This window comes from Cyclobacteriaceae bacterium, from assembly GCA_013141055.1.
GTDB lineage: Bacteria > Bacteroidota > Bacteroidia > Cytophagales > Cyclobacteriaceae > ELB16-189.
Genome location: JABFRS010000002.1, coordinates 151,350 through 174,004, shown reverse-complemented (window position 1 = coordinate 174,004; position 22,655 = coordinate 151,350). Strand labels below are relative to the sequence as shown.

The window sequence follows — 22,655 nt, the reverse complement described above, 5'->3', positions numbered from 1 at the left end:
TTAACGAAGTTTAGATTCAAGGCCGATACGGGAATATTGATAACCACCCATTTCCATTTTCATGCCATAGGCTTTAAATCCAAGGGAGGCAGACGCGTCATCACCATAGAAAAAGTTAAAAATAGCCTGGTACACAAAGCTATCCTTGTGCTTCTGATAAAGGGCATCCAAAGATTCAAAGTCAATATCAGATTTCAGAATATTAATCCCACTTTCTCTTGAAACAAATCGTTCCTGATAGACGTGATCACGCAATGATACAGGCTTTAAGGCACTCCAGTTATAGATCGACCGGTTTATATATTCCAGGGTTCGAAGCTTTATCATTTCAGGCGTAAAAGTTTCACTTGCCCAAAAAACTGGTGTGCAGAACTTTCTTTTCAGGAGAGCATGCAATTTGAACTTGCTGTCGTAATCGCTGGTAAAGCGGTTGGTCCAGCCACCCTTCACATCATCGGATAAATTCAAAGCGACCTTGAATATAGAGTTTGATGTGTTATGGTAAGACTTTTGATTAATCTCTGAAAGGGTCTCCCGCATGATCTCCTCAGCACCGAGGTCTTTAAGTTCTTTCAGTTTTTGGATCAATCCTTCCTTGGCCATAGGATTAAAGCCGCTAATAGGCATCGTGAGGTCTCCCTTTACTCCGCCCTCCAGAGTTTTCAGGTAATTCTGAAAACGGTCTATCGACAGAGGCTGCTGATACAAGGAAGACATGATATCGATGGTGGGAAGCAGTTCAAAAGTCATTTCAGAATCCTTAAAGTTCAAAATTACTAAAAGAGAAATGGATCATTGATTGTGGAAAAGAATTCCCACGAACCGCTGAATCAATTGTAAAACCCACGAACCAACTCAACACTAAAATGGCATACTATTTTCAGTAAATGTTAAACCACACACTATATACATATCATGAAAACAAAAGCCAAGACACCCAATAAGACAAAGACTGCAGCGCGTTCTGCTAAGAAAGTTCAGAAAGATTTTCCAGGCTATCCATTGTATGCACCACAGGAGGATATCATGTTGGCGGGCAAAAGAGTGGAAGGGGACGTTGAGGATATGAAGGCCAATCCACATGCAAAGACTAAAGCAATAAAAAGTGAAGATATCGTCCCATCCATTGATACAGAAGAAGAGGAAGAACTGATTGCCAAAGATCAATTTGCTGTGACAAGTGAAGACCTTGAAGCCTTGGGCCCTGAAGACCTGAGTCTAGACATGGGTGCTGATGAGGAATTGAAGCATCGTTCAAGGCCCGTTGATTTCACCGGAAAGGACCTTGATGTTCCTGGAAGCGAGTTGGATGATGCCGCCGAATCAGTAGGATCAGAAGATGAAGAGAATAATGGTTATAGCATTGGAGGGGATGATCATAATGATCTGGAAGAGAATAAGGGTAAATAAGGGATTAACAGCCTTAGGTGGAAGGATTCTGCCTTCTATCAACGGGTCATTTCGCCTTTGTAAAGTCGTCTAAAGCAAGGTTTAAATTCATTACCTTAGCCATATAACTTTTTTATATGGCACATTACAATTTACAGATCAACGGTCGCAGTTACGAGACCGATGCTGACGCTGATACACCTTTACTCTGGGTGCTTAGGGATAATCTCGGATTGGTTGGCACTAAATATGGATGTGGGATTGCTCAATGCGGAGCATGCACTGTGCATCTGAATGGAACAGCCGTAAGATCCTGTTCACTGCCGATCTCCTCCATAGGTTCAAAGAAAGTTATAACAATCGAAGGTCTTTCTGAAAATGGAGACCACCCAGTGCAAAAAGCCTGGGAAGAAGTAGATGTCGCTCAGTGCGGCTATTGTCAGGCTGGTCAGATCATGACCGCTTCAGCATTGCTGGGAAAGAATCCCAGGCCAAGTTCAAAGGATATTGATGATGCAATGAATGGCAACATATGCCGCTGCGGAACCTATCATCGTATTCATGAAGCAGTAACACTGGCGTCTTCCAAAATGAAATAAGTATGTCTATCGAACTCAAAACGAATCGTCGCGATTTTATTAAGCTTGCTGCAACAGCAGGTGGTGGCTTGTTCCTGGGATTTCATTGGAATGAATCAGCTGCATCACCCATGGAAGTATTAAATCCATCGGATGTTGCTTCCGGAAACATTGACTTCAATGCTTTTCTCTCCATATCACCGGATAATATCATTACCATTTATTCTCCCAATCCGGAATTAGGGCAGAACATCAAAACTTCTTTCCCGATGATCGTCGCGGAAGAACTTGAGGCCGACTGGTCAAAAGTAAAAGTGGTTCAGGCGGCGCTCGATACAAAGAAGTTTGAACGTCAATTGACCGGTGGAAGCGGAGCGATTCCTCATTCATGGGAGCGGCTTAGAAAGGCAGGAGCTACTGCAAAGTATTTACTGACAGAGGCTGCTGCGAAACGATGGGGAGTTGCTTCCAATACCCTCACTGCCGCAAACGGCATGGTACTTCATTCCGATGGCCGGAAAATTACATATGGTGAGCTGGCAACAGAAGCTTCTGCCATTGCATTGCCAACAGAGGTTAAACTAAAAGATAAAAAGGATTTCAAGATAATAGGTCAGGCTATTCACAATGTTGACAACAAGGAGTTGTTCACTGGTAAACCACTATTCGGATTGGATGTCTATCGTGAAGGAATGCTGTTTGCCATGATCCAGCGGCCAACAGCATTTGGAATGAAGATTAAATCCGTGGACAGTGCTGCTGCTAAGGCGATGACAGGCATCGTGGATGTCGTGACCTTCAAGAACAATGTCGCGGTTGTAGGCAAATCTACCTGGCAGGTTAACAAGGCTCGGAAGCTATTGAGGATTGAGTATGAAGCCGATGGAAAAATTGAAAGCTCAACGGATCACGATCGGATTTTCAAAGAACTCCTGGATGGTAAGGATGCAACGCAAAGACGTAAGGATGGAGATGTAGAGGCGGCATTCAAATCTGCCGCTAAGGTCATTTCACGTGAGTACCAATGTCCGTTTCTGTCGCATAGTCCGATGGAACCGATGAACTTCTTTGCAAATGTAAAAGCGGATGGAGTGGAGCTGATAGGACCTACGCAAACTCCTGATCTTGCCAGAAATGAAGTCGCAAAGCTTTTAGGAATTGCTCCGGATAAAATAACAGTCGAGATCACAAGACTCGGTGGCGGATTTGGTCGAAGATTGAAGGCAGATTATGCAATTGAAGCAGCCGAATTATCATCCATCATTAAATCGCCTGTAAAAGTTATCTGGACGCGGGAAGATGACATGTCAGGTGGAAGCTATCGGCCTGCAGTACGCTACCGCTTTGAAGCAGCATTGGATATCAATGGTAATCTGATCGGATATAAATTGAGGGGGGCTGGTATCAATTCAGGAAACTCTACCCGTGAGGATAATTTTCCCTCTGGCGCTGTTGATAATCTATTGATAGAATCAGTAGAGCATAAATCACCGATCACTACCGGGGCATGGCGTGCACCGATCACTAATTTTCTCGCTTTCGCGGAACAATCATTCATTGACGAAGTTGCTGCTGTTGCCAAGCAGGATCCGATCCAGTTCCGCCTTGCACTCCTGGAGAAGGCAAAGAAGGCACCAGTAGGAGCAATCAAGTATGACATCGACCGGATGAAGAAAGTCATTGAGACAGCCGCTGAAAAGTCGGGATGGGGCAAAAAGAAAGATGTGGCTCAGGGATTTAGTGTTTACTTCTCACATCGATCGTATGTTGCGCAGGTAGCTGAGGTAAGTATGGCGAAAGGCAATCCGGTTCTGGAAAAGATCCATGCCGCCGTGGATTGTGGAATTGTCATAAATCTTATTGGTGCAAATCAACAGGTAAGAGGTGGGGTGGTGGATGGTCTGGGTCATGCCCTTTACGGAAATCTGACTTTCAAAGATGGCGCTGTAGAGCAAAAGAACTTCAACAGCTATCGACTGATCCGAATGAAGGAAGTTCCTCAGATTGACATACATTTTATTGATAACGGAATAGATCCTACTGGCCTCGGAGAACCTGCCTTACCTCCAACAGGAGGAGCAGTAGGCAATGCACTGGCGAAAGCAACAGGAAAGAGATTGTATCATCAGCCGTTTACCAAACAGGAAGGTCTGGAAGGGATAAGCATAGGAGATAAGATTTAACGTTTCCTATGGAAGAAATAATCAGTCAGTTTCAGAAGAGTATCGCCGATGGGATGATCTCCAAACAGGAAAAAGATGCTCTCAGAAAACTGGTGGTGGAACAGGCACCTGATCAGGACAAGATCAATTTTCTCAGAAGCAAGATGTTTGAAATTGCCAACGAGAAAATAACGCCGGAGAATTACAAGTTCATCCTTGAATGGGTGAAGAACATCAACAGCACATTAAATTCCAGATCCAGCGAAAAATCAGAAGCCTATTTCAGTCCCGGCGAGACTTGCCGGAATTCCATCATCAATCATATTAACTCTGCCACGGGTAATCTTAAGATATGTGTGTTCACCATCAGTGATGACGTCATCACGTCTGCAATTCTCGCAGCGCATAAACGAAATGTAGCAATCCGCATTCTCACAGACAACGACAAGCTTTTGGATATTGGTTCGGACATCACAACACTTTCAAAGGCAGGGATCTCTATCAGGATTGATAACACCCCGAATCACATGCATCATAAATTCATGATCATTGATGATGAGTCTTTAATTACAGGAAGCTACAACTGGACACGCAGTGCCGCCATGTACAATCATGAGAACATCATCGTAACCACAGAAGGTGGTTTGGTACGTGAGTTCAAAGAACAGTTTGAGAAACTGTGGAATGGAATGGGAGATTTTGTGTAAGAGTAATATTTAAGACTTCCTCTCTACCTCTCTCAGATTCTCGATCTTCTTATTTCTCAGGAATCCTGTGATATCTTCAAAATGCTCTTTCACCCGCTTGTTTCCAAATTCAAAAACCTTTGTTGCAAGGCCATCCAGGAAGTCGCGGTCGTGAGATACGAGGATCATTGTGCCATCGAATGCAATCAAAGCTTCTTTCAGAATATCCTTGGTCTTGATGTCAAGATGATTGGTAGGCTCATCAAGAATAAGAAGGTTGACAGGCTGAAGAAGAAGCTTGATCATCGCGAGACGTGTTTTCTCTCCTCCTGAAAGCATCTTCACTTTTTTGTCAATGGATTCACCACTGAACATAAAAGCGCCGAGGATGTCCTTGATCTTTGTTCTGATATCTCCAACAGCAATCTGATCGATCGTCTGAAATACGGTAAGGCTTTCATCCAGAAGAGACGCCTGATTCTGTGCAAAGTATCCGATCAGGGATCCATGTCCAAGCTGAACTTTTCCTTCAAACTCAATCTCACTCATGATCGCCTTTACAAGCGTCGATTTACCCTCACCGTTCTTTCCAATAAAGGCAATTCGTTCTCCACGTGAAATCGTAAGAGATACATCCTTTAAAACTGTATGATCACCATACTTCTTTGTCATCCCTTCAATGATGACAGGATAATTACCAGAACGGGGAGCAGGAGGGAACTTCAGATTCAACGCTGAGGAATCCACTTCATCCACCTCAATGATCTCGATCTTTTCAAGTGTCTTCACACGGGATTGTACCTGAAGGGTTTTAGAATATGTTCCTTTAAAACGATCAATGAATTCCTGAATGTCGGCAATCTGCTTTCTCTGATCTTCAAATTGCTTCTGCTGCTGCTCACGACGCTCTTTACGAAGCTGAAGATAGTGTGTATACTTTGCCTTGTAGTCGTAGATACGGCCCATGGTAACTTCAATCGTACGGTTCGTAATGTTATCAACGAATGTCTTATCGTGACTGATAACAATTACCGCCTTCGCATTGTTGATCAGGAAATCTTCCAGCCATTGAATGGAATCAATATCCATATGATTTGTAGGCTCATCAAGCAAAACCAGATCAGGCTTTTGCAGGAGGATCTTCGCCAGCTCAATCCGCATGCGCCATCCACCACTGAATTCCTTTGTTGGCCTGCTGAAATCAGATCTTAAAAAGCCAAGACCCATAAGAGTCTTCTCTACTTCTGCATCAAAATTTATTTCTTCTACAGAATAGTATTTTTCACTTAGTTCCGATACTTGTTCAATGATCTTTGCGTAATCATCGGATTCATAATCCGTACGGGTTTCAAGCTGATGATTGAGATGATCCATCTGCTTTTTCATGTCAAGGATCTTCCCAAAAGCCTTGGAGGCTTCTTCAAAAACCGTTGCATTATCCTCTGTCAGCAAATGCTGGGGCAGATAGGCAATGATCGCATCCTTAGGAGCCGATACTTTACCGCGGGTAGGTTTGCTATAACCTGCTATGATCTTCAGCAAGGTCGACTTTCCAGCGCCGTTTTTGCCCATTAAGGCAATCCGGTCGTTGTCGTTAATATTAAAAGAAATGTTGCTGAAAAGAGCTGAACCGTTAAACTCTACCGTGACTGCGTCTACAGAAATCATTGATTATAAAATAAGGGTGCAAAGATACTGGGAAAGCTGAAAGATTAAAGCCATAAAATTGGAATCCGTTTCATATCTGCCCACGTTTCTGGCTTACCATATCTAGTCGTATATTTTCCGCCACAAGCCAGGATCAGAATGCCTTTATTGAAAGTTTCAGGAATCAGTAAGAAAAGCGATGATGGCTTTGTGCTCTCCGATATTGATTTCTCTCAGGAGCGTTTCTACAAAATCGCCATTGCTGGAGAAACCGGTTCAGGAAAAACGACGCTACTAAAAATCATTTCAGGACTTGTACAACCGGATAATGGAGAGGTTCTCTTTGACGACCAGCACGTAAATGGACCCGAAGAACAATTAGTGCCAGGACATTCTGAGATTGCCTATCTGTCACAACAGTATGACATGCCCAGGTCGTTAAGGGTAGAGCAGGCACTGGGTTATTCAAACGAACTTGCAGGTGAGGATGCCCATCTGGTTTATGAACTATGTCAGATCACAGAATTTCTTAAGCGTAGAACAGAAGAGCTCTCCGGAGGTGAACGGCAGCGTGTTGCTTTAGCAAGAGCATTGGTGCGATCACCAAAACTTTTATTACTGGATGAACCGTTCTCCAATCTTGATATAACCCATAAGAATATTTTAAAAGAGGTGATTTATGATATTGGTGATCAGTTAAAGATCACCAGCATTCTCGTTTCTCATGATCCGCTGGATACTCTTTCATGGGCAGATGAAATCCTTGTCATGAAGAATGGAAGAATAATTCAGAAGGGGATACCTGCTCAGATATATAATCAACCAGTTGATCGATATACAGCAGGACTCTTTGGAAAATTTAATCTTCTGCCGGTCGATAAGTTCGGTGACAGTCTAAGCTTGCCTTCAAACATTGTGAAGAAGAATATTTTCCTGCGACCAGAAAAGATAAGAGTGATGCCAGCCGAAAATAATTCCATGTCCGGAACGGTTACAGGGGTCCATTATTTCGGAAGTCACTATGAAGTTGAGATGGCAATAGCGGATACTTTGGTAACAGTCCGATCTATGGATAGCCATTTTCAGGAAGGAGCACGGGTGAGCATCTCTATTTCTGACAAGGAAGTCTGGTTCCTGGATTAATTGATAATCTGAAGAATAAAAACCACCAGAGAAACTACCGCCATCAGGCTGATAATAAGAAAGGCCACACCTTTACCCTTCAGGTCCTCATGATTGGAGGGAATCAATTCGAATATTTTGAAAAGTGTCTTGGTGGATCTCCAGGAAAAAACGATGAACAAAAGTAATGGCAATAAAACACCAGCAAGTTCAAAAGGCGGACTGTTTGTTGAGATCATGTGACCAATGCCGATAGAAGCGAGTCCTGAGATTCCACCGGAAATCAAGGCTGTCTTTGCTTTCATGCCAATGAAAATGACAGAGGTAATTCCACATAAAATCAGAAATACACCATAGAAAAAAAGAAGAACGAGAGTTTGTTGTTGCATTGTTATGATAGATTAGAAGATCGAAATTATAAATTATGATCAACAATTCTCTTGTTATCTAAAGAATCCTATACATAATCTAAAGGATCCTATAGAGTCAGGCTTACTGATCTGAAATGCCTTGAATTAATAACAATTTTATCATGTCATTCGACGATTTAGTCTTGCCTCTTCACGGGTAAACTTCTAGATTTAATAAGGTCCTATAATAAACTTCAAACAAAATCTAAACCTTATGAGAAAGATCAGTCTTTTACCTGCAGCTCTGGTTGGGCTTTCATTGCTACTGTTTTCATTTAAGAAGGAGGCGCCGGTAGTTCCTTTCCATTGCCTTAGTTCTTCAGTAAATATGTCCGCCGACAACGGACCGAATATTGCAAGCATTACGATGACTCAATCGCAGACTGTACTTTTCAGAACCAACTGTGTAAATAATGCCAGCAGTTATCTCTGGACGATCGGAGCAGGTTATTCTACAACAACATACTATGATGCCACCATCAGCATCCAGGGGAGCTATTTTCTGTTCGCACCTCCCGGAGGCTGTGAAGAGTTTAATGCTAATCTAAGCGGGGGCGTCTATCATACAACTCTCAGTGCCCAGGCAGATACATCAGGTTCAGCAGTAACCATTGATGTTTATATTACCGGTGTTGGCACCTGCAATTAAAAAGGATCTTTTTCAAATGATAAATGGCTTCCGGAAACGGAGGTCATTTTTTTTACCCGGCAACGAGTATTTCATCTTCCAATATCTCACTCCAGTGCCCGAATGCCTCCATGATCACGATGATCTGTTCTGATTGAACTGGACCCTCCGGGTTTTTCACTCTTAAGATCCTGTCACAGTCATCCAGGTCAAAATTGATCTTATAATCAGGAAAGACAAGATTCATCCGATCCATCAGCAATTCCGCCTGATCAGTTTCATTCACGTTGGTTTTGAAAATCTCGACCATGTATGATTAACTTCTGTTCTTAAGATGTTCTTTCTCTGCAATAACTATTCCACCTGCTCTAGTTCTCAAGTTTCTTCTTGAGATTTTCAAGACTCAATGCCAGATCCTTTCCCAGTACCTGATCAAGTTTCAACATAGCAAACATTGCATTCATGGGATACTTGCTGCTTCCATTAAATGTCCATTTTACTTTTGTATGCTGAGCATCCAGGGGAGTGGTGGTCATTGTTGTTTGAGAGACTCCTGCAAACGGTCTGACGAATCGTATCTCGCAATCAATGGATTCGCCTTCCTTAATGCTGGTAATCTCCTGAGCTCCTTCACCTGCCTGATTATTGGTACTGTTCCAGGCTGCGATAAAGCCTACCTGACCATCAGTCCCAGTGTACTCTCTTTTTGAATTCATATCGAGCTGCCACCACTTATTATACTGATCCTGATTTTTAATCAGGCGTACATAAGCAAATACATCTGATAGCGGTCTTGAGATAATGATATCCTTTTCAATAGCGTATTCCTTCCTGATAAAGAGCGCGATCAGGAGAAACAGGCCTATGATGATGGCTATCACAGAAATAATCCAGATTATAATGGTCATGAGTCAGGTTTTAGATAGTTTGTTTTTCAAAATACAACAGCCAGTCTCTTCCAAACTTGTCGGTAACGGTTCCCATCATTCCTGCAAAGAAATCATGGAGAGGATGAACGACTTGTCCTTCTGAAGAAAGCTTTTTAAAGTATGTTTTTATTTCTTTTTCACTCCCGCAATTAAGCGACAATGAAATTGAATTCCCGGTAATGACTCCAGCCGATCCGGAGACATCCGATCCCAACAACACAAGTTCTCCATTGACCAGACTCGCATGCAAGATCGTATTTCTTGCCGATGGAGGAAATTGATTTTCCATCGGTGAACCCTCTACCGGTTGAAGAGTCAGCTCACCTCCCAGACATTCCTTATAAAAGGTCATTGCCTCGCGACAATTTCCATTGAAAGTTAGATAAGCATTGATCTGAGACATCTGATCGAATCGAATTATAGCTCAAAACTACCTTGATTGATAGATACTGTGCGGGGATCATTGCGGCAATCTGAGGGGCCAATCACGACATTCGTTATCTGTTGAATTTATAGGATGAGCACCTTCGATGTCAGGCAATGCATTCTTTAAAAAAAATCAGTCGGATATGGCAATTTCCTGAAGCCAAAATCGGCTATTCTGCAATAATTTGAGGGTTTTACGCAAAGTGAGGTGTAAATACGCCACTTAGAGGGGTTGATTGCGACAAATCAATATTCTAGTTTTGATTCATAGTCACTCAGCAACCGATCAAAAAAACACAACTATGAAACACATTTCAATTCTGGTTACACGCGGAGCAACAGCAGTAAGCTGTATTGAAGGATCCTTTATTGCTTTCAACAAGGCCAATGACTTTTTAGTAAGCCTCGGAAAAGCACCCATGTTCGAAGTTCAATTGGTGGGAATAGATCAGTCACCGCAGGTATATGATCGGTTGTTCTCCATTACTCCGGAGAGAAGCATCACCAATGTAAAGAAGACTGACATGATCATCATCCCCGCAGTAAACGGAGACATGGAGAAAGTCATTGATATGAACAAAGAATTTTTCCCCTGGATCAACAAGCAATACAAAGATGGGGCAGAGGTTGCAAGTCTTTGTGTAGGAACCTTCCTGCTTGCGTCTACCGGACTACTGAGTGGAAAGAAATGCGCTACACACTGGATGGCTACCAACGACTTCAGAAAGATGTTCCCGGATGTGACATTGATATCTGAGAAGATCATTACTGATGAGCATGGCATTTATACCAGCGGCGGCGCAAATTCATTCTGGAACCTGATCATCTACCTCATCGAAAAGCATGCAGGAAGGGAAGTAGCGATCCTTTGTGCTAAGATGTATGAGATCGAAATAGACCGGGGCAGTCAATCTCCTTTTTCAATCTTCATGGGACAAAAAGAACATGATGATGAACCGGTAAGAAAGGCTCAGGAGTTTATTGAGAACAACTTTCAGGACAAGATCACAGTGGATGCCCTGGCCAATATGTTTGCTGTAGGTCGTAGAAGCCTGGAACGACGTTTCAAGAAAGCAACCTGCAACACCGTTTCGGAATACATTCAAAGAGTAAAGATGGAAGCTGCAAAGAAGAGCTTTGAAACCAGCAGAAAGAATATCAACGAGATCATGGACACGGTAGGATATTCAGATACAAAAGCATTCCGCACGATCTTTAAAAGAACCACAGGGTTGTCACCGGTAGAATACAGAAACAAGTATAATAAGGAAATGCTGATGAGCGCTTAGGCTGAGTGAACAACAAAAAACGCACTGGCAGAATTATTGCCAGTGCGTTTTTTTATAATGGACTTCACTTACGCCAGAACAGCAGCTTTTTCGCGCAGACGTTTGTGATGATAGATGTAGGAGCCAGCGATGATTCCAAACATAATGAAGAATCCAGCCCACTCGGAAGGACCATCTCCAAAAGCAATATGAGAGTACATAGCACCGGCAAGATCATAAACGATACCGGCATACGCCCACTCTTTTAGTCTTGGAAAGCCGGGAACAAGAATGGCGATCAATCCCAGAACCTTAGCCACACCAAGAAAGGGAACGAGGTATTCGGGATAACCAATCCTTGTGATGTGTTCAACAGCTTCCTTCGCTGCGAAGGCATCGAATATCCCGCCAATTCCAATCATGGCAGTCATTAAGCCAGTGAAGATCCAATAGATGATGTTTGTCTTTTTCATAGGGTTTGATTTTTAATAAGGGTTAAAACTATATGTGTTGATGATGCATCTTATGGGTACAAACTTATCAACCTTCAAAGTTCCCGCCACGGTGTCTGTGCGGCATTCTACGGGGGTAAGCGCGACAGAAAGCCAGTTACAAATGAATGAAAATTTAATCCCGTTTCCGAACATATAGCGCCCGTATGCGTACATGAAATCAAATGCAGGAACAGATTCTGAATTGAAAACCAGTAATTTAATCTGGCCTGAATAATGGAATAAAACCCTTTTTTAATCTTCTCAACCACCTAACAAACCCTTCATGCTCAAAAGTTACTTCCTGGTTGCCCTCCGCAGTTTGTCAAGAAATAAGCTTCATGCCTCCATCAATATCATCGGACTTGCAATTGGTATGACCTGCTGCATTCTGATCGCCTTGTTCGTTCAATTTGAGCTTGGGTATGATCGTCAGAATAAAAGAGCTGATAGAATTTACAGGGTGGTGGTAGATCTTGAGGCAAATAAATGGGCCATCTCTGCTTTCCCTTTGGGCCAGTTGCTGAAAGACAATTTCGCAGAGGTAACAGCCTTTACCCGCATCAAACCTGTTGAGGTCTTCATGCTGAATTCCGGTTCAGGCTCTCTCATCAAGAACAAAGAGAAAGTGTTTTATGCCGATTCATCCGTCTTTGATGTAATGGACATCGCATTAGTAAAGGGAGATCCAACAACCGCTTTGGCTAACATCAATTCAATGGTGCTTTCAGAAGAGAGAGCCCGGACTTATTTCGGTGAAGAAGACCCGATAGGCAAGACCCTTACTATGGTGACCGGTAAAAAGGAATTTGTCATCACCGGAGTCTTTAAAGCATTGCCTTCGAATTCCCATGTACACATGGACATCATGGCTTCATCAGACAACTACGAACAGATGCGTCCTGATTCAAAGACCGGCTGGAACTCTCTTACCAGCCACTATACTTACCTCGTGCTTCCCAACGATCTTGACTACATAAGCTTTGAGAAAAAGATATCAGAGTTCCTCGATACCTATCAGCAGCGCAGACCTGAAGACAGAAGGAACATCCTGAGACTTCAACCGCTGACTTCTATCCATCTTTACTCTAACCGCGGACTCGAGATCGAAGCAAACGGAAATGTTGGCACCGTTTATATTCTTTCTGCCATTGCATTCTTTATTCTCATCATTGCCTGCATCAACTTTATGAATCTTACCACGGCTCAGTCATTGAAGAGGGCCAGGGAAGTGGGTATCCGTAAAGTAGTGGGAAGTCAAAAGAGGCAGCTGATCTTTCAATTCCTCAGTGAATCCGTTATCATCAGTTTCATTGCACTTGCCATATCTATTGTCTTGTTAGGTATCGTAGTTCCATCATTCAATGACGCATCCGGCAAGCTCCTGGTCATTAATCCACTGCAGAATGGAACCATTGTCATGGTATTCATGGGAATAACATTGTTTGCTGGCCTTGTAGCTGGATTATATCCTGCATTCTTCCTTTCGAGCTTCAAGCCTGTAACAGTACTGAAAGGAAAGTTCATTGGTAATGTCAGCGGACAAATCCTTCGCAAAGGGCTGGTGGTATTTCAATTCGCCATTGCATTTATCATTATGGTTGGAACCTATGTAGTGTATTCTCAATTGGACTATATGCTGCAGAAGGATATTGGATTTGAAAGAGAGGAAGTACTGGTTCTCAAAATGCCACGCGATAGCGTAGGGGATCTCACCGTAAAGAACGAGCTCTCCAGAGTAGCAGGAGTTCAAAGTGTGACACGATTCAATGAGATGCCGGGGCAAATGGTAAGAACCAGCACGTTCTGGTATGAAGGTGCCCCGGACAACATCGCTGCTAATCTTTATAATTTCAGTGGGGATCCTGATCTGCTTAACACACTTGGCATGAAGATGAAAGCAGGCACTTATTTTCAGCCGGAATCAAAACAGTTCTATAAGGAATTTGTCATCAATGAAACTGCATTAAAGCATTTTGGCTGGAAGCTCGATGAAGCTGTTGGAAAGATGATGGACTTTGGTGGCAGGGATTCCATTCCGGGTCGCGTGATTGGTGTCATTGAAGATTTTCACTTCAAACATCTCCATGATGCCATCGATCCACTGGCTATGTATCTTGAACCTGCCTATGAAGGAAGATTTATGGCTATAAAAGTGAAATCAACCAACATGAGTGAAATGGTTGCCGCGATCGAGAAAGAATGGAAGGCCGTTCTTCCATCCTATGAATTTGAATATCAGTTCCTGGATGAAACATTCGACAAGCTGTTTGATCAGGAGAAAAAGCTCGGCCAGCTGTTTGGAGTATTTTCAGGGATGGCAATCCTGATCTCCTGTCTTGGATTATTTGGTCTTGCCTCGTTTACCATGGAGCAAAGCCGTAAGTCGGTAGCCGTTCGCAAAGTGCTCGGTGCATCAGTTCCCGGAATTCTCTTTATGATGTCCAAGGATTTTCTGAAGCTTGTATTGATGGGAATGCTCATCGCTGCACCTCTTGCTTATTACGCAACGGATCGCTGGCTTCAGGGATTCTCTTATAATGTCGGGTTTGCCTGGATTGTATTCGTCTATGCCGCTTTCGTTGGACTCTTTGTAGCGTTTGCTACCGTGAGCTATCACTCATTGAAAGCAGCTACTACAAATCCTGTTAACTCATTGAAAGAACAATAGAACAATAGTTTTCATTTTAAAGAACATAAAAAAAGCCCTTGATTGAAGGGCTTTTTTTATTCGTCAATATTTTAAACTAGCGAACGAATACCAGATACTGCCATGGAGTTAACTTCAATGGCTTTGCTGCGGAAAGTTCAAAACTCTCTCCCGTGAAATAATCTTTATACGTTCCGGCTGCCTTCTCATCTTTGATACGAAGTTCCTGTGGCTTACCGGAGAAGTTCAATACACTGATCACGCTGTTGTTTTCTTTTGTCCTCTGGAATGCATAAACATTAGGATCCGCATCGTTGATTCTTACAGGCATCGCACCGTATTCACCAGCCCACAAAGCCTTGTTATCCTTGTGCAGCGAAATAAGCTTTTTATAAAACGGTTGGAATTGTTTAGGATCACTCCAGTCAATGGAGTCTTTGGAGAAGAATTTCAAACGCTTATCGAGGCCGGCATCCTGACCGCTGTAAAGCATCGGCACACCATACGCTGTGAAGATAAATGTCGCGAATGTCTTTGCTCCATCACCATAACGTTCAAACTCTGTTCCATGCCATGAGTTTTCATCATGATTGGTGATCATCGTCATTCTGAATGGTTTCTGACCATATTCCTTAAGATCATCGGCAATCCATTTTGCCAGATCATTTGCGTTGGCTTCTCCTTTACCCACTTTGTCCTGAATGGTCAGCAATGGCCATGCATACGTTGCGTCAAACTGAAGATGCATGCGGGCACCGTCCCATTCTGCCAGCCAGAAAATATCTTTCTCAGGATCAATGGCAGTCCTTGCTTCTTCCCAGAAATACAATGGGATCTCATGACCTGCGTGGTCACAACGGAATCCATCAATATCGAAATTCGTTACCCAATACTTCATATCGCTGATCATCAATGATCGTGCTCCCGGATTGGTGTGATCCAGTAATGCGATATCATCCCAGTCTGATTCGTGAGCGATGTTTCCCTTTTCATCATGAGCATAGTAATCCGGATGCTCTGTGATCCATGGATGATCCCATGCAGTGTGATTCGGTACCCAGTCAAGGATCAGGTACATGCCGAGCTCATGAGTCTTCGTAACAAGATTCTTGAAATCTTCATCTGTACCAAACTCAGGATTTACCTTTTTGTAATCACTGATGGAGTAATAGCTTCCAAGAGGTTCTTTGCGCTTCAGCACGCCGATCGGTTGGACAGGCATGATCCAGAGCATCTTTACGCCAAGATCTTTTAAGCGTGGAAGATCCTTTGCAAAAGCATTGATCGTTCCTTCTTTTGTATGCTGACGGATATTGACTTCATAAATGGTGCCATCCGCTACTTTCTCAGGGAATGTAATTCCTTTCGACGTTGATGACGGAACATCATTCGAAGTTTTAGTCTGACATGAGTAGAGACAGGCTGCAAAGACACACAGGACAATAATGTACTTGTTCATAGGAGGTTGGTAATCGTTAATTAAATGTAATAATTCAGGCAGGGGTTTTTACAGAAATTCCCAAAGCTTTATGGGTACGCTCACGTGATTCCTTCACCATTTCATCGCTGTCGCGTAAAAAGCGACGATAAGACGGCACCATCTCTTTCAGCTTGTTCTTCCAGGATGCCTGTTGTGAATCACCTTTAAAACATTTCGGAATCAATCCCAGCATAATTGATACTGCTGTTGATGCACCAGGAGAAGCGCCCAGCAATGCCGCGATGCTTCCATCTTCTGCAACAACTACCTCTGTTCCAAACTCAAGCACGCCACCCTGGTCTGCATCTTTCTTGATTACCTGAACCCGCTGACCAGCATCCAGCAGTTCCCAGTCTTCCATCTTGGCATAAGGAACGTATTCACGCAAGGCAGTCAACCTGTCTTCCGGTGTTTGCCTTACCTGTTGGATAAGATATTTGGTAAGGTCAACATTTCTAAGGCCGGCATAAACCATTGGCAATACGTTATCAAGCTGAATCGATTTAGGAAGATCCATGAACGATCCATTCTTTAAGAACTTCGTTGAGAATCCAGCAAATGGTCCAAACAGTAATTCCTTCTTACCATTGATCCATCGTGAATCAACGTGAGGCACTGACATAGGAGGGGAGCCAACAGAAGCTTTGCCATATACTTTAGCAAAATGCTTCTCGATCAGTTCCGGATTTACACATTTAAGCCATTGGCCACCAACCGGGAAACCACCAAAACCTTTTCCTTCACGGATGTCTGATTTTTCAAGAAGATGAAGTGAAGCTCCACCCGCACCGATGAACACAAACGTGGCCGTTACCTTTCTCTTCTTGTCAGTCTTCAGGTCTTCTACCTTTACTTCCCAGGTGTTATCTTTTTGCTGATCAAGGTCTGTGACTTCATGTTCATAATGAACCGATACCCCTGGTTTGCTTTTCAGGTAGTCAAGCATGCCTCTTGTCAATGCACCGAAGTTCACATCGGTTCCAATCTCCATGCGTGTAGCAGCGACCGACTGATTCTTTTTGCGGCCACGCATGGCAACCGGAAACCACTCTGTTAATTTTTCAGGATCTTCTGAATATTCCATTCCCCTGAAGAGAGGAGTATTCTGCATGAGCTGATATCTTTTCTTGAGGAAAGCAACGTTGTCATCTCCCCAGACAAGGCTGAAGTGTGGAACACGGGTTATGAAGTCAGACGCATTTGACATGAACTTCTGTTCCATCAGGTAGGTCCAGAATTCTTTGGAACCTTCAAATGACTCGGCAATCTTGGTTGCCTTTAATATATCGATCGAACCCTTTGAGTTCTGGGGAGTATAATTCAATTCACAAAAGGCAGAGTGTCCGGTGCCGGCATTGTTCCAGGCATCAGAGCTTTCTGATCCTGCTACATCCAGACGCTCAAATATCTCTATGGTCAGGTCGGGCTTGAGCTCTTTCAACAGCACGCCGAGCGTGGCACTCATGATGCCAGCGCCAATTAAAACAACATCAGGTCCGGATTTAGGGGGGGTGATTTTAGCCATAATGCGAATTAAGCATGAATGAGAGGATGGTGCAAATCCTGGCACAGAACGAAGCAAGTTTTAACCTTTTCCGTCATGGATTGGCAAACCGACACTTTCAATACGGCGACCTTTTACCGTACTTCGCGCCTTCAAAAAAAATCATACTCCGATCGATTCATGAGCCTGGCACAAAAACTTTTTTGGGGAAGCAGGCCCATAGTATCCAGACATGAATTCAAGTACGCGATGCTGAGAGGGGAGTTCGCCATCATCATTCTTATGGTAGGCGTATTCTATTCCTTTCTTGATTCTGTTAACGGAGTCTTTGTCTTCATCCCCTGGTATTCATTGATGATTGCCATGTCGGCCGCGGCCATCGTTCTCAACAGGAGAAAGCACTACACCTCGTCCACGGTGATCATCCTGTTCATCATCAATTTCCTGGTTTACATTTTTGCTGATGTAGATCATCCTGACGGAGGTGTCTTCTTTTACTTTATGACATCGTCCATGGCAGGACTGATCTTATTGAGTTATTACAATTCAAAAGCCGGACTTCTCTTTGCATTCTTTCCGGTACCCATAGGATATCTTGCATTCTTCTTTGATGCACATCTTGCACCGTCGCCCGTTTATGGACCCGGGATGGTTGCCGTAAATTTCATCGCCAATTTTACCATTGCATTGCTGTCAACGGTCTTCATGCTGCAGTTCTTATTAAACAGGAACAAAGAATCTGAAGAATCGCTGCGCGAACAAAATGAATTGCTTGAAAAGACGAATAAGGAACTTGACCATTTCGTCTATAGTGTTTCACATGATCTGAGAGCACCGCTCAGCTCCATTCTTGGCCTGACAAATGTTTACGAACTGGCAAAAGACGATACTGAAAGAGCATCCATGGTCAGGATGATGCAGGAACGGGCTCAGACGCTTGATAACTTCATTCGTGAGGTGCTCGACTATTCAAAGAACACCCGCGTTGAACTCAGAATACTTCCGGTCAAAGTAAAAGAGATACTGGATGATGTCATTCGTGAGATCCTTTTCATTCAGGGTGCAGAAGAAGTAAGCATTCATGTTCATGCAGATGCTTCTTTAAATGTAAGGACTGATAAGGAGCGGGTAAAAGTTATCCTTACCAATATCATCGGCAATGCCATTTACTATCGTGACATTATCAAACGACCTTCCGTTGATATCGAGTCATTTATTAAGGATGGAAAATGGATAACGATCATCCGCGATAATGGCATCGGAATCCCTCCGGAACATCAGGGCAGAATCTTTGAAATGTTCTATAAGGCTCACGACCGGGCACAGGGAACGGGTCTTGGACTTTACATCGTAAAAGAAACTCTTCAACGATTGAATGGAGAAGTCACTGTAGAATCTGTTTACGGGGAAGGGTCAACCTTTACGGTGAGTATTTCAGCAAACTAACGATTACGCTTTCAGATTTTCATCGAGCCACTGCTCATACCAATCAAGAAAATTATTGGCAGCCGGCAGACTCGGTAAATACAGATCCTGATCAATATAGGCCACGCGTCCATAGTCATCGCCTTTGACGATCAGCATTGTTTGCCCTGAACAGCCGCGGGTTCCTAATGACATCATGCCATTGAACAGCTCTTTGTATTTCCGATCATTCTCAATGCTTTCAACTCCACCTTGAGAAAAAGCAGTCATGTCTTCCCAATTATTCTGTGTCAGTCCTGAATTGATGACACTGGGAGAGGACATTGATTCTTTGTCGATCTGCATATATCCGAATTCGCCTAACGGATAGATCCCATAATAAGGCCCGGCACCACCACCATCGTATGATAAGCCACCATTCCCGATATTGGTAATGAAGGCGATATACTCTTCCGGAAGTCTGACGTCGTACTTGTTCTCAAATTCAAGGATATCATCCAGGGTGGCAGGAGAATCAATTTCATACTGATGACTATCCGCACCAAAGACCTGAAGATCTTTGTCCTTGCTTTTTAATTTCTCAAGCTTGGTCTTAATGCGGGAAAGCTGTTCGTCGAACTTCATATCTTAAACAGGATCGACTGCGATGACATTCTTAATAAGGATATTTAATACCTTATGATCAGCACCCGCACTGATGTTGCTGAAATGCTCGTAAGGATTGGTAAGGATATCAAAGTCGAAAGATTCTTCCGTCACCTCGAGAATCAGTCCACGTTGTTTTTTGAAAGTATGAGGTCCCTTGCAGGTCAGCAAAACCTCCGAGTCTTTAACAAGATTCTTTTTGATCTGACTTTTAGGAGCGTATCCCATGCTGCTTGATTGATCAACCAAGATAAAAAACTGCTGATCAATAGTCAACAAGATATTACAGAACGGGCCTCGGATCAAACACTACTTTAAGGGAATTTACTTTTGCGTCTTTGACATGGTAAAGTCCACAGCAAAAGATCTTTTTACCCTGCATTTCCAGATCATACAAAATGCATATGTCATCACCTTCAGCAAAGACGTTTTTAATATCATACTTAAGCTTCATCTTTTTCATATCGGAAAAGTAGGCTTCAGCACCATTGCGTGAACCCATGACACCCTCAAAAGAGAAATCATCAGCAACCCTGCTTTGTGCATCTTCAAAATTCTCAGTATTGAGATCCTTTATTAATGTCAATACGACTTCTTTAGGATTTAAGTGCGATTGTTCCATCTTAAATTACTTACCGCTCTCTACCAGTTTCTTCAATCCATGAAGAACTTTATCCCAGCCTTTAACCGATTTATCGTATCGTTCCTGAGCACCCTCGCCATTGCCCACATCATCGGAAACAGAAAGTGTTGTGATACCATTGTGATAGGTCATGGAATCTGTGACGGTGGAAGTCGTGGCTTCATTACTTCCTTTGGCTTTATTGTGAAGGCTGTACTTCAATAGCTTGTCCTTTTCAACCTTAATGATCTCACCCTTCATTTCAATCGGGATGATCCAGAACATTCTTCCTTTAAATGTGATAGGACTTCCTGGCTTCCAGTCAGAATGCACTTCACAATTGAAGAAATATTTCTTCGTTTTTGCAGGATTGGTGAGCGCATCCCACACTTCACTGGGAAGACCCTTGATATCAATGCTCTTCTTCACCACATGTGATTCAGTACTGTGAGGTACATTTTTGCGGGTTACCGGACGCTGTGGCGTAACCGTCTGGCGCTTTTGTAATGGCTGTTTGGAGGATAAACCACCGCTTTTATTACCGTTTTTTGGATTCTTTGAATCTGTTGTCTTATGTATGATTTTGCTCATGAGTCATGTCTGTTTAATCAGCATATGTCTTAAAATACTGTGCCATCTGAGGTGATTCATCAATCACGGGTGAATATGGCATCAAAAGGATTTTATGGTAATTTTAAAAGTTCATGAGCATTCAATCACCTTCATTGCGCATTGTTAACGTCACGCGATATGTAATGCCCCTTCGTGAAGGCGGTTCATTGCCGGCGATCATTGAAGCAGATGACCAGTTCTTCTATGTTTTGAAATTCAGGGGAGCGGGACAGGGTTCAAGGGCGTTGATTGCCGAACTCATTGGAGGAGAAATTGCACGAACTCTTGGATTCAAAGTACCTGAAATAGTCTTTGCCAACCTCGACAGTTCCTTCGGCAGGATGGAGGGGGATGAAGAGATCCAGGATCTTCTCAAAGCAAGCACAGGATTGAATCTTGCTGTTCATTATCTGTCAGGTGCCATCACCTTTGATGCGATTGTAAGAAAAGTAAACACGGTACTGGCATCCCAGATTGTTTGGCTTGATAGCTTGCTGCTGAACGTCGACCGGACTGCACGCAATACCAACATGCTCATCTGGCATGGAGAGCTCTGGCTGATTGATCACGGTGCATCATTATACATTCATCACAACTGGAATGATTTCAACAAAGACATTCAAAAGCCATTTGCCCAGGTGAAAGATCATGTTATGCTTGCAGGGGCGAGTCAGCTGGAACATGTGGACGCTTCATTTAAGGCCATCCTGACTCCTGAAAAGATCCGGGCCATTGTTTCATTGGTACCGGATGAATGGCTTGGAAATGAACCGCACTTCGCCAGCACCGAAGAGCATCGCAACGCCTATATCGATTTTTTGAACTCACGGATTTCTCATTCTGATATCTTTGTTAAAGAAGCCCAAGATGCAAGAGCAGCACTTATTTGAATCAGCCGTGATCCGGGTAGTACCGCAGGTAGAGCGTGAGGAATTCCTCAACGTTGGTGTGATCCTCTATTGCAAGGATGAGAAGTTTCTTAAAATGAAATTCAAGCTTGATGAAGCCAGATTAAAATCACTGTGGAGTAAAGTTGAGATCTCCGAACTAAGAGAACAGCTCGTTGCCTTTGAACAGATCTGTGCCGGAGGAAATGAAGGCGGCACTATCGGCAAGCTCACCATGCCGGAAAGGTTCCGGTGGCTCACAGCAACCAGGAGCACGATCATTCAGACTTCCAAGGTTCACCCAGGACTGTGCACCAATGCAGGGGAGATGATGGAGAGATTATTCAGCCAGATGGTATAAGCAAGGTTCAGAACTTTAAGAATGATATGTCATCTGCCGTAATAGAAAAATCAACATACGATTTCCTTAAGAACCTGTCCAGGAATAACAATCGTGACTGGTTCAATGCGCGTAAGGATCAATACCTGTCAGCCAAAGAGAATGTGGAGTCGTTCGTGGATGCGCTCATCAGCAAAATGAACAACCATGATGATATCTCTACACCTTCCGGTAAGAAAAGTTTATACCGCATTTATAACGACGTACGATTCTCAAAGGAGAAAGTACCGTATACGGCAAAATTCTCCGGCTACTTAAAGAGAATGAAACCTCAGCTCAGAGGCGGATATTATTTTCGAATTAAGCCAGGCAGCACCCAGATAGCGTGTGGCTTTGCCTATCCCAATCCCGAAGACTTAAAAAGAATACGGCTGGACATTGCGGGTAATTATGAGGATTGGAACAAGCTTCTGAAATCAAAATCATTGAAGTCCAGCTTTGGATCGATGATGGGAGATAAGGTGAAGACGGCACCGCAGGGATTTGCTAAAGACCATCCGGCAATTGAGTTGCTTCGATACAAGCAATTCTGGTTTGTGCATGCCTATACCGATAAGGAAGTTCTGTCACCGGACTTTCTGAATAACGTGAACAAAACGTTCAAAGTCATACGACCTTTCTTCAATTACATGAGTGAAGTGTTGACGACCGACCTGAATGGAGAAAAGATTATATAGCTTAAAATCAATAAACT

25 protein-coding genes are annotated in these 22,655 nt (G+C 43.2%); 12 read left to right on the top strand and 13 right to left on the bottom strand.

Features of this window, described 5'->3' with window-relative positions; all coding sequences use genetic code 11:
- Window positions 1-750: a hypothetical protein gene (locus tag HOP08_15245; protein ID NOT76282.1), complete on the bottom strand. Its 750-nt coding sequence runs from the start codon at window positions 748-750 to the stop codon at window positions 1-3.
- 165 nt (window positions 751-915) lie between these two features.
- Between HOP08_15245 and HOP08_15240 the strand changes: the two genes are divergently transcribed.
- The 4 genes from HOP08_15240 (at window position 916) to HOP08_15225 (ending at window position 4,836) form a co-directional block, all read left to right on the top strand.
- A complete protein-coding gene (locus tag HOP08_15240; GenBank protein NOT76281.1) occupies window positions 916-1,410 on the top strand; it encodes a hypothetical protein in 495 nt (164 codons plus the stop codon).
- 116 nt (window positions 1,411-1,526) lie between these two features.
- Entirely contained in the window at window positions 1,527-1,988 is a 462-nt protein-coding gene (locus HOP08_15235; protein ID NOT76280.1) for a (2Fe-2S)-binding protein, read from the top strand.
- Between the two features lie 2 nt (window positions 1,989-1,990).
- Window positions 1,991-4,150: a xanthine dehydrogenase family protein molybdopterin-binding subunit gene (locus HOP08_15230; protein ID NOT76279.1), complete on the top strand. Its 2,160-nt coding sequence runs from the start codon at window positions 1,991-1,993 to the stop codon at window positions 4,148-4,150.
- Between the two features lie 8 nt (window positions 4,151-4,158).
- Window positions 4,159-4,836: a DUF1669 domain-containing protein gene (locus HOP08_15225; protein NOT76278.1), complete on the top strand. Its 678-nt coding sequence runs from the start codon at window positions 4,159-4,161 to the stop codon at window positions 4,834-4,836.
- A 9-nt stretch (window positions 4,837-4,845) separates the two neighbouring features.
- On the opposite strand, the gene HOP08_15220 is transcribed toward HOP08_15225, so the two are convergent.
- Window positions 4,846-6,483, bottom strand: coding sequence for an ABC-F family ATP-binding cassette domain-containing protein (locus HOP08_15220; GenBank protein NOT76277.1), 1,638 nt, complete (start codon window positions 6,481-6,483; stop codon window positions 4,846-4,848).
- A gap of 138 nt (window positions 6,484-6,621) precedes the next feature.
- Between HOP08_15220 and HOP08_15215 the strand changes: the two genes are divergently transcribed.
- Window positions 6,622-7,605 carry an ABC transporter ATP-binding protein gene (locus HOP08_15215; GenBank protein NOT76276.1) on the top strand — a complete coding sequence of 328 codons (984 nt, stop codon included), beginning with the start codon at window positions 6,622-6,624 and terminating at the stop codon, window positions 7,603-7,605.
- On the opposite strand, the gene HOP08_15210 is transcribed toward HOP08_15215, so the two are convergent.
- Window positions 7,602-7,973, bottom strand: a complete 372-nt coding sequence (locus HOP08_15210; protein NOT76275.1) for a hypothetical protein — start codon at window positions 7,971-7,973, stop codon at window positions 7,602-7,604. The two genes, HOP08_15215 and HOP08_15210, sit on opposite strands and share 4 nt — an antisense overlap.
- Window positions 7,974-8,208: 235 nt before the next feature.
- Between HOP08_15210 and HOP08_15205 the strand changes: the two genes are divergently transcribed.
- Complete coding sequence (locus tag HOP08_15205) at window positions 8,209-8,643, top strand: hypothetical protein (protein ID NOT76274.1); 435 nt, start codon at window positions 8,209-8,211, stop codon at window positions 8,641-8,643.
- Between the two features lie 52 nt (window positions 8,644-8,695).
- Here the strand turns inward: HOP08_15205 and HOP08_15200 are convergent, their stop codons facing one another.
- Genes HOP08_15200 through HOP08_15190 form a run of 3 tightly spaced genes read right to left on the bottom strand, consistent with a single transcriptional unit; the run spans window position 8,696 to window position 9,954 of the window.
- On the bottom strand, window positions 8,696-8,932 hold the full coding sequence (locus HOP08_15200) for a hypothetical protein (protein ID NOT76273.1): 237 nt from the start codon (window positions 8,930-8,932) through the stop codon (window positions 8,696-8,698).
- Window positions 8,933-8,990: 58 nt separating this feature from the next.
- A complete protein-coding gene (locus tag HOP08_15195; GenBank protein NOT76272.1) occupies window positions 8,991-9,530 on the bottom strand; it encodes an SRPBCC family protein in 540 nt (179 codons plus the stop codon).
- A 10-nt stretch (window positions 9,531-9,540) separates the two neighbouring features.
- Window positions 9,541-9,954 carry a VOC family protein gene (locus HOP08_15190; GenBank protein NOT76271.1) on the bottom strand — a complete coding sequence of 138 codons (414 nt, stop codon included), beginning with the start codon at window positions 9,952-9,954 and terminating at the stop codon, window positions 9,541-9,543.
- A 325-nt stretch (window positions 9,955-10,279) separates the two neighbouring features.
- Here HOP08_15190 and HOP08_15185 point away from each other — a divergent pair, with 325 nt between their 5' ends.
- Complete coding sequence (locus HOP08_15185) at window positions 10,280-11,266, top strand: helix-turn-helix domain-containing protein (GenBank protein NOT76270.1); 987 nt, start codon at window positions 10,280-10,282, stop codon at window positions 11,264-11,266.
- Between the two features lie 68 nt (window positions 11,267-11,334).
- On the opposite strand, the gene HOP08_15180 is transcribed toward HOP08_15185, so the two are convergent.
- Window positions 11,335-11,718: a DoxX family protein gene (locus HOP08_15180; GenBank protein ID NOT76269.1), complete on the bottom strand. Its 384-nt coding sequence runs from the start codon at window positions 11,716-11,718 to the stop codon at window positions 11,335-11,337.
- 304 nt (window positions 11,719-12,022) lie between these two features.
- Here HOP08_15180 and HOP08_15175 point away from each other — a divergent pair, with 304 nt between their 5' ends.
- Window positions 12,023-14,407: an FtsX-like permease family protein gene (locus tag HOP08_15175; protein NOT76268.1), complete on the top strand. Its 2,385-nt coding sequence runs from the start codon at window positions 12,023-12,025 to the stop codon at window positions 14,405-14,407.
- Between the two features lie 76 nt (window positions 14,408-14,483).
- Here the strand turns inward: HOP08_15175 and HOP08_15170 are convergent, their stop codons facing one another.
- Complete coding sequence (locus tag HOP08_15170; protein ID NOT76267.1) at window positions 14,484-15,845, bottom strand: alpha-amylase; 1,362 nt, start codon at window positions 15,843-15,845, stop codon at window positions 14,484-14,486.
- 34 nt (window positions 15,846-15,879) lie between these two features.
- Window positions 15,880-17,391: a malate:quinone oxidoreductase gene (locus tag HOP08_15165; protein ID NOT76266.1), complete on the bottom strand. Its 1,512-nt coding sequence runs from the start codon at window positions 17,389-17,391 to the stop codon at window positions 15,880-15,882.
- A gap of 75 nt (window positions 17,392-17,466) precedes the next feature.
- Here HOP08_15165 and HOP08_15160 point away from each other — a divergent pair, with 75 nt between their 5' ends.
- Window positions 17,467-18,816, top strand: a complete 1,350-nt coding sequence (locus HOP08_15160) for a HAMP domain-containing histidine kinase (GenBank protein ID NOT76265.1) — start codon at window positions 17,467-17,469, stop codon at window positions 18,814-18,816.
- A 3-nt stretch (window positions 18,817-18,819) separates the two neighbouring features.
- On the opposite strand, the gene HOP08_15155 is transcribed toward HOP08_15160, so the two are convergent.
- The 4 genes from HOP08_15155 to HOP08_15140 are packed head-to-tail and all read right to left on the bottom strand — an operon-like array spanning window position 18,820 to window position 20,653.
- On the bottom strand, window positions 18,820-19,419 hold the full coding sequence (locus tag HOP08_15155; protein ID NOT76264.1) for an SMI1/KNR4 family protein: 600 nt from the start codon (window positions 19,417-19,419) through the stop codon (window positions 18,820-18,822).
- 3 nt (window positions 19,420-19,422) lie between these two features.
- On the bottom strand, window positions 19,423-19,668 hold the full coding sequence (locus HOP08_15150) for a hypothetical protein (GenBank protein ID NOT76263.1): 246 nt from the start codon (window positions 19,666-19,668) through the stop codon (window positions 19,423-19,425).
- Between the two features lie 55 nt (window positions 19,669-19,723).
- On the bottom strand, window positions 19,724-20,062 hold the full coding sequence (locus tag HOP08_15145; protein NOT76262.1) for a nuclear transport factor 2 family protein: 339 nt from the start codon (window positions 20,060-20,062) through the stop codon (window positions 19,724-19,726).
- A 6-nt stretch (window positions 20,063-20,068) separates the two neighbouring features.
- Window positions 20,069-20,653 (bottom strand): hypothetical protein, encoded by a 585-nt coding sequence (locus tag HOP08_15140; protein ID NOT76261.1) that lies wholly within the window; start codon window positions 20,651-20,653, stop codon window positions 20,069-20,071.
- Window positions 20,654-20,766: 113 nt separating this feature from the next.
- Between HOP08_15140 and HOP08_15135 the strand changes: the two genes are divergently transcribed.
- Genes HOP08_15135 through HOP08_15125 form a run of 3 tightly spaced genes read left to right on the top strand, consistent with a single transcriptional unit; the run spans window position 20,767 to window position 22,638 of the window.
- Complete coding sequence (locus tag HOP08_15135) at window positions 20,767-21,564, top strand: aminotransferase class I and II (protein NOT76260.1); 798 nt, start codon at window positions 20,767-20,769, stop codon at window positions 21,562-21,564.
- Entirely contained in the window at window positions 21,542-21,922 is a 381-nt protein-coding gene (locus HOP08_15130; GenBank protein ID NOT76259.1) for a DUF3037 domain-containing protein, read from the top strand. Before HOP08_15135 ends, HOP08_15130 begins: the two co-directional genes overlap by 23 nt.
- 26 nt (window positions 21,923-21,948) lie before the next feature.
- Complete coding sequence (locus HOP08_15125) at window positions 21,949-22,638, top strand: DUF2461 domain-containing protein (protein ID NOT76258.1); 690 nt, start codon at window positions 21,949-21,951, stop codon at window positions 22,636-22,638.
- The last annotated feature ends 17 nt before the right edge of the window (window positions 22,639-22,655 follow it).

What these genes read in the sequence shown, in the direction of transcription:
- HOP08_15200 (NOT76273.1), bottom strand. Translation starts at nt 8,932, where the DNA reads ATGGTCGAGATTTTCAAAACCAACGTGAATGAAACTGATCAGGCGGAA.
- HOP08_15190 (NOT76271.1), bottom strand. Translation starts at nt 9,954, where the DNA reads ATGTCTCAGATCAATGCTTATCTAACTTTCAATGGAAATTGTCGCGAG.
- HOP08_15230 (NOT76279.1), top strand. Translation starts at nt 1,991, where the DNA reads ATGTCTATCGAACTCAAAACGAATCGTCGCGATTTTATTAAGCTTGCT.
- HOP08_15215 (NOT76276.1), top strand. Translation starts at nt 6,622, where the DNA reads ATGCCTTTATTGAAAGTTTCAGGAATCAGTAAGAAAAGCGATGATGGC.
- HOP08_15140 (NOT76261.1), bottom strand. Translation starts at nt 20,653, where the DNA reads ATGAGCAAAATCATACATAAGACAACAGATTCAAAGAATCCAAAAAAC.
- HOP08_15155 (NOT76264.1), bottom strand. Translation starts at nt 19,419, where the DNA reads ATGAAGTTCGACGAACAGCTTTCCCGCATTAAGACCAAGCTTGAGAAA.
- HOP08_15130 (NOT76259.1), top strand. Translation starts at nt 21,542, where the DNA reads ATGCAAGAGCAGCACTTATTTGAATCAGCCGTGATCCGGGTAGTACCG.
- HOP08_15205 (NOT76274.1), top strand. Translation starts at nt 8,209, where the DNA reads ATGAGAAAGATCAGTCTTTTACCTGCAGCTCTGGTTGGGCTTTCATTG.
- HOP08_15225 (NOT76278.1), top strand. Translation starts at nt 4,159, where the DNA reads ATGGAAGAAATAATCAGTCAGTTTCAGAAGAGTATCGCCGATGGGATG.
- HOP08_15180 (NOT76269.1), bottom strand. Translation starts at nt 11,718, where the DNA reads ATGAAAAAGACAAACATCATCTATTGGATCTTCACTGGCTTAATGACT.
- HOP08_15125 (NOT76258.1), top strand. Translation starts at nt 21,949, where the DNA reads ATGTCATCTGCCGTAATAGAAAAATCAACATACGATTTCCTTAAGAAC.
- HOP08_15195 (NOT76272.1), bottom strand. Translation starts at nt 9,530, where the DNA reads ATGACCATTATAATCTGGATTATTTCTGTGATAGCCATCATCATAGGC.
- HOP08_15210 (NOT76275.1), bottom strand. Translation starts at nt 7,973, where the DNA reads ATGCAACAACAAACTCTCGTTCTTCTTTTTTTCTATGGTGTATTTCTG.
- HOP08_15185 (NOT76270.1), top strand. Translation starts at nt 10,280, where the DNA reads ATGAAACACATTTCAATTCTGGTTACACGCGGAGCAACAGCAGTAAGC.
- HOP08_15145 (NOT76262.1), bottom strand. Translation starts at nt 20,062, where the DNA reads ATGGAACAATCGCACTTAAATCCTAAAGAAGTCGTATTGACATTAATA.
- HOP08_15160 (NOT76265.1), top strand. Translation starts at nt 17,467, where the DNA reads ATGGATTGGCAAACCGACACTTTCAATACGGCGACCTTTTACCGTACT.
- HOP08_15240 (NOT76281.1), top strand. Translation starts at nt 916, where the DNA reads ATGAAAACAAAAGCCAAGACACCCAATAAGACAAAGACTGCAGCGCGT.
- HOP08_15220 (NOT76277.1), bottom strand. Translation starts at nt 6,483, where the DNA reads ATGATTTCTGTAGACGCAGTCACGGTAGAGTTTAACGGTTCAGCTCTT.
- HOP08_15135 (NOT76260.1), top strand. Translation starts at nt 20,767, where the DNA reads ATGAGCATTCAATCACCTTCATTGCGCATTGTTAACGTCACGCGATAT.
- HOP08_15165 (NOT76266.1), bottom strand. Translation starts at nt 17,391, where the DNA reads ATGGCTAAAATCACCCCCCCTAAATCCGGACCTGATGTTGTTTTAATT.
- HOP08_15235 (NOT76280.1), top strand. Translation starts at nt 1,527, where the DNA reads ATGGCACATTACAATTTACAGATCAACGGTCGCAGTTACGAGACCGAT.
- HOP08_15175 (NOT76268.1), top strand. Translation starts at nt 12,023, where the DNA reads ATGCTCAAAAGTTACTTCCTGGTTGCCCTCCGCAGTTTGTCAAGAAAT.
- HOP08_15170 (NOT76267.1), bottom strand. Translation starts at nt 15,845, where the DNA reads ATGAACAAGTACATTATTGTCCTGTGTGTCTTTGCAGCCTGTCTCTAC.
- HOP08_15245 (NOT76282.1), bottom strand. Translation starts at nt 750, where the DNA reads ATGACTTTTGAACTGCTTCCCACCATCGATATCATGTCTTCCTTGTAT.
- HOP08_15150 (NOT76263.1), bottom strand. Translation starts at nt 19,668, where the DNA reads ATGGGATACGCTCCTAAAAGTCAGATCAAAAAGAATCTTGTTAAAGAC.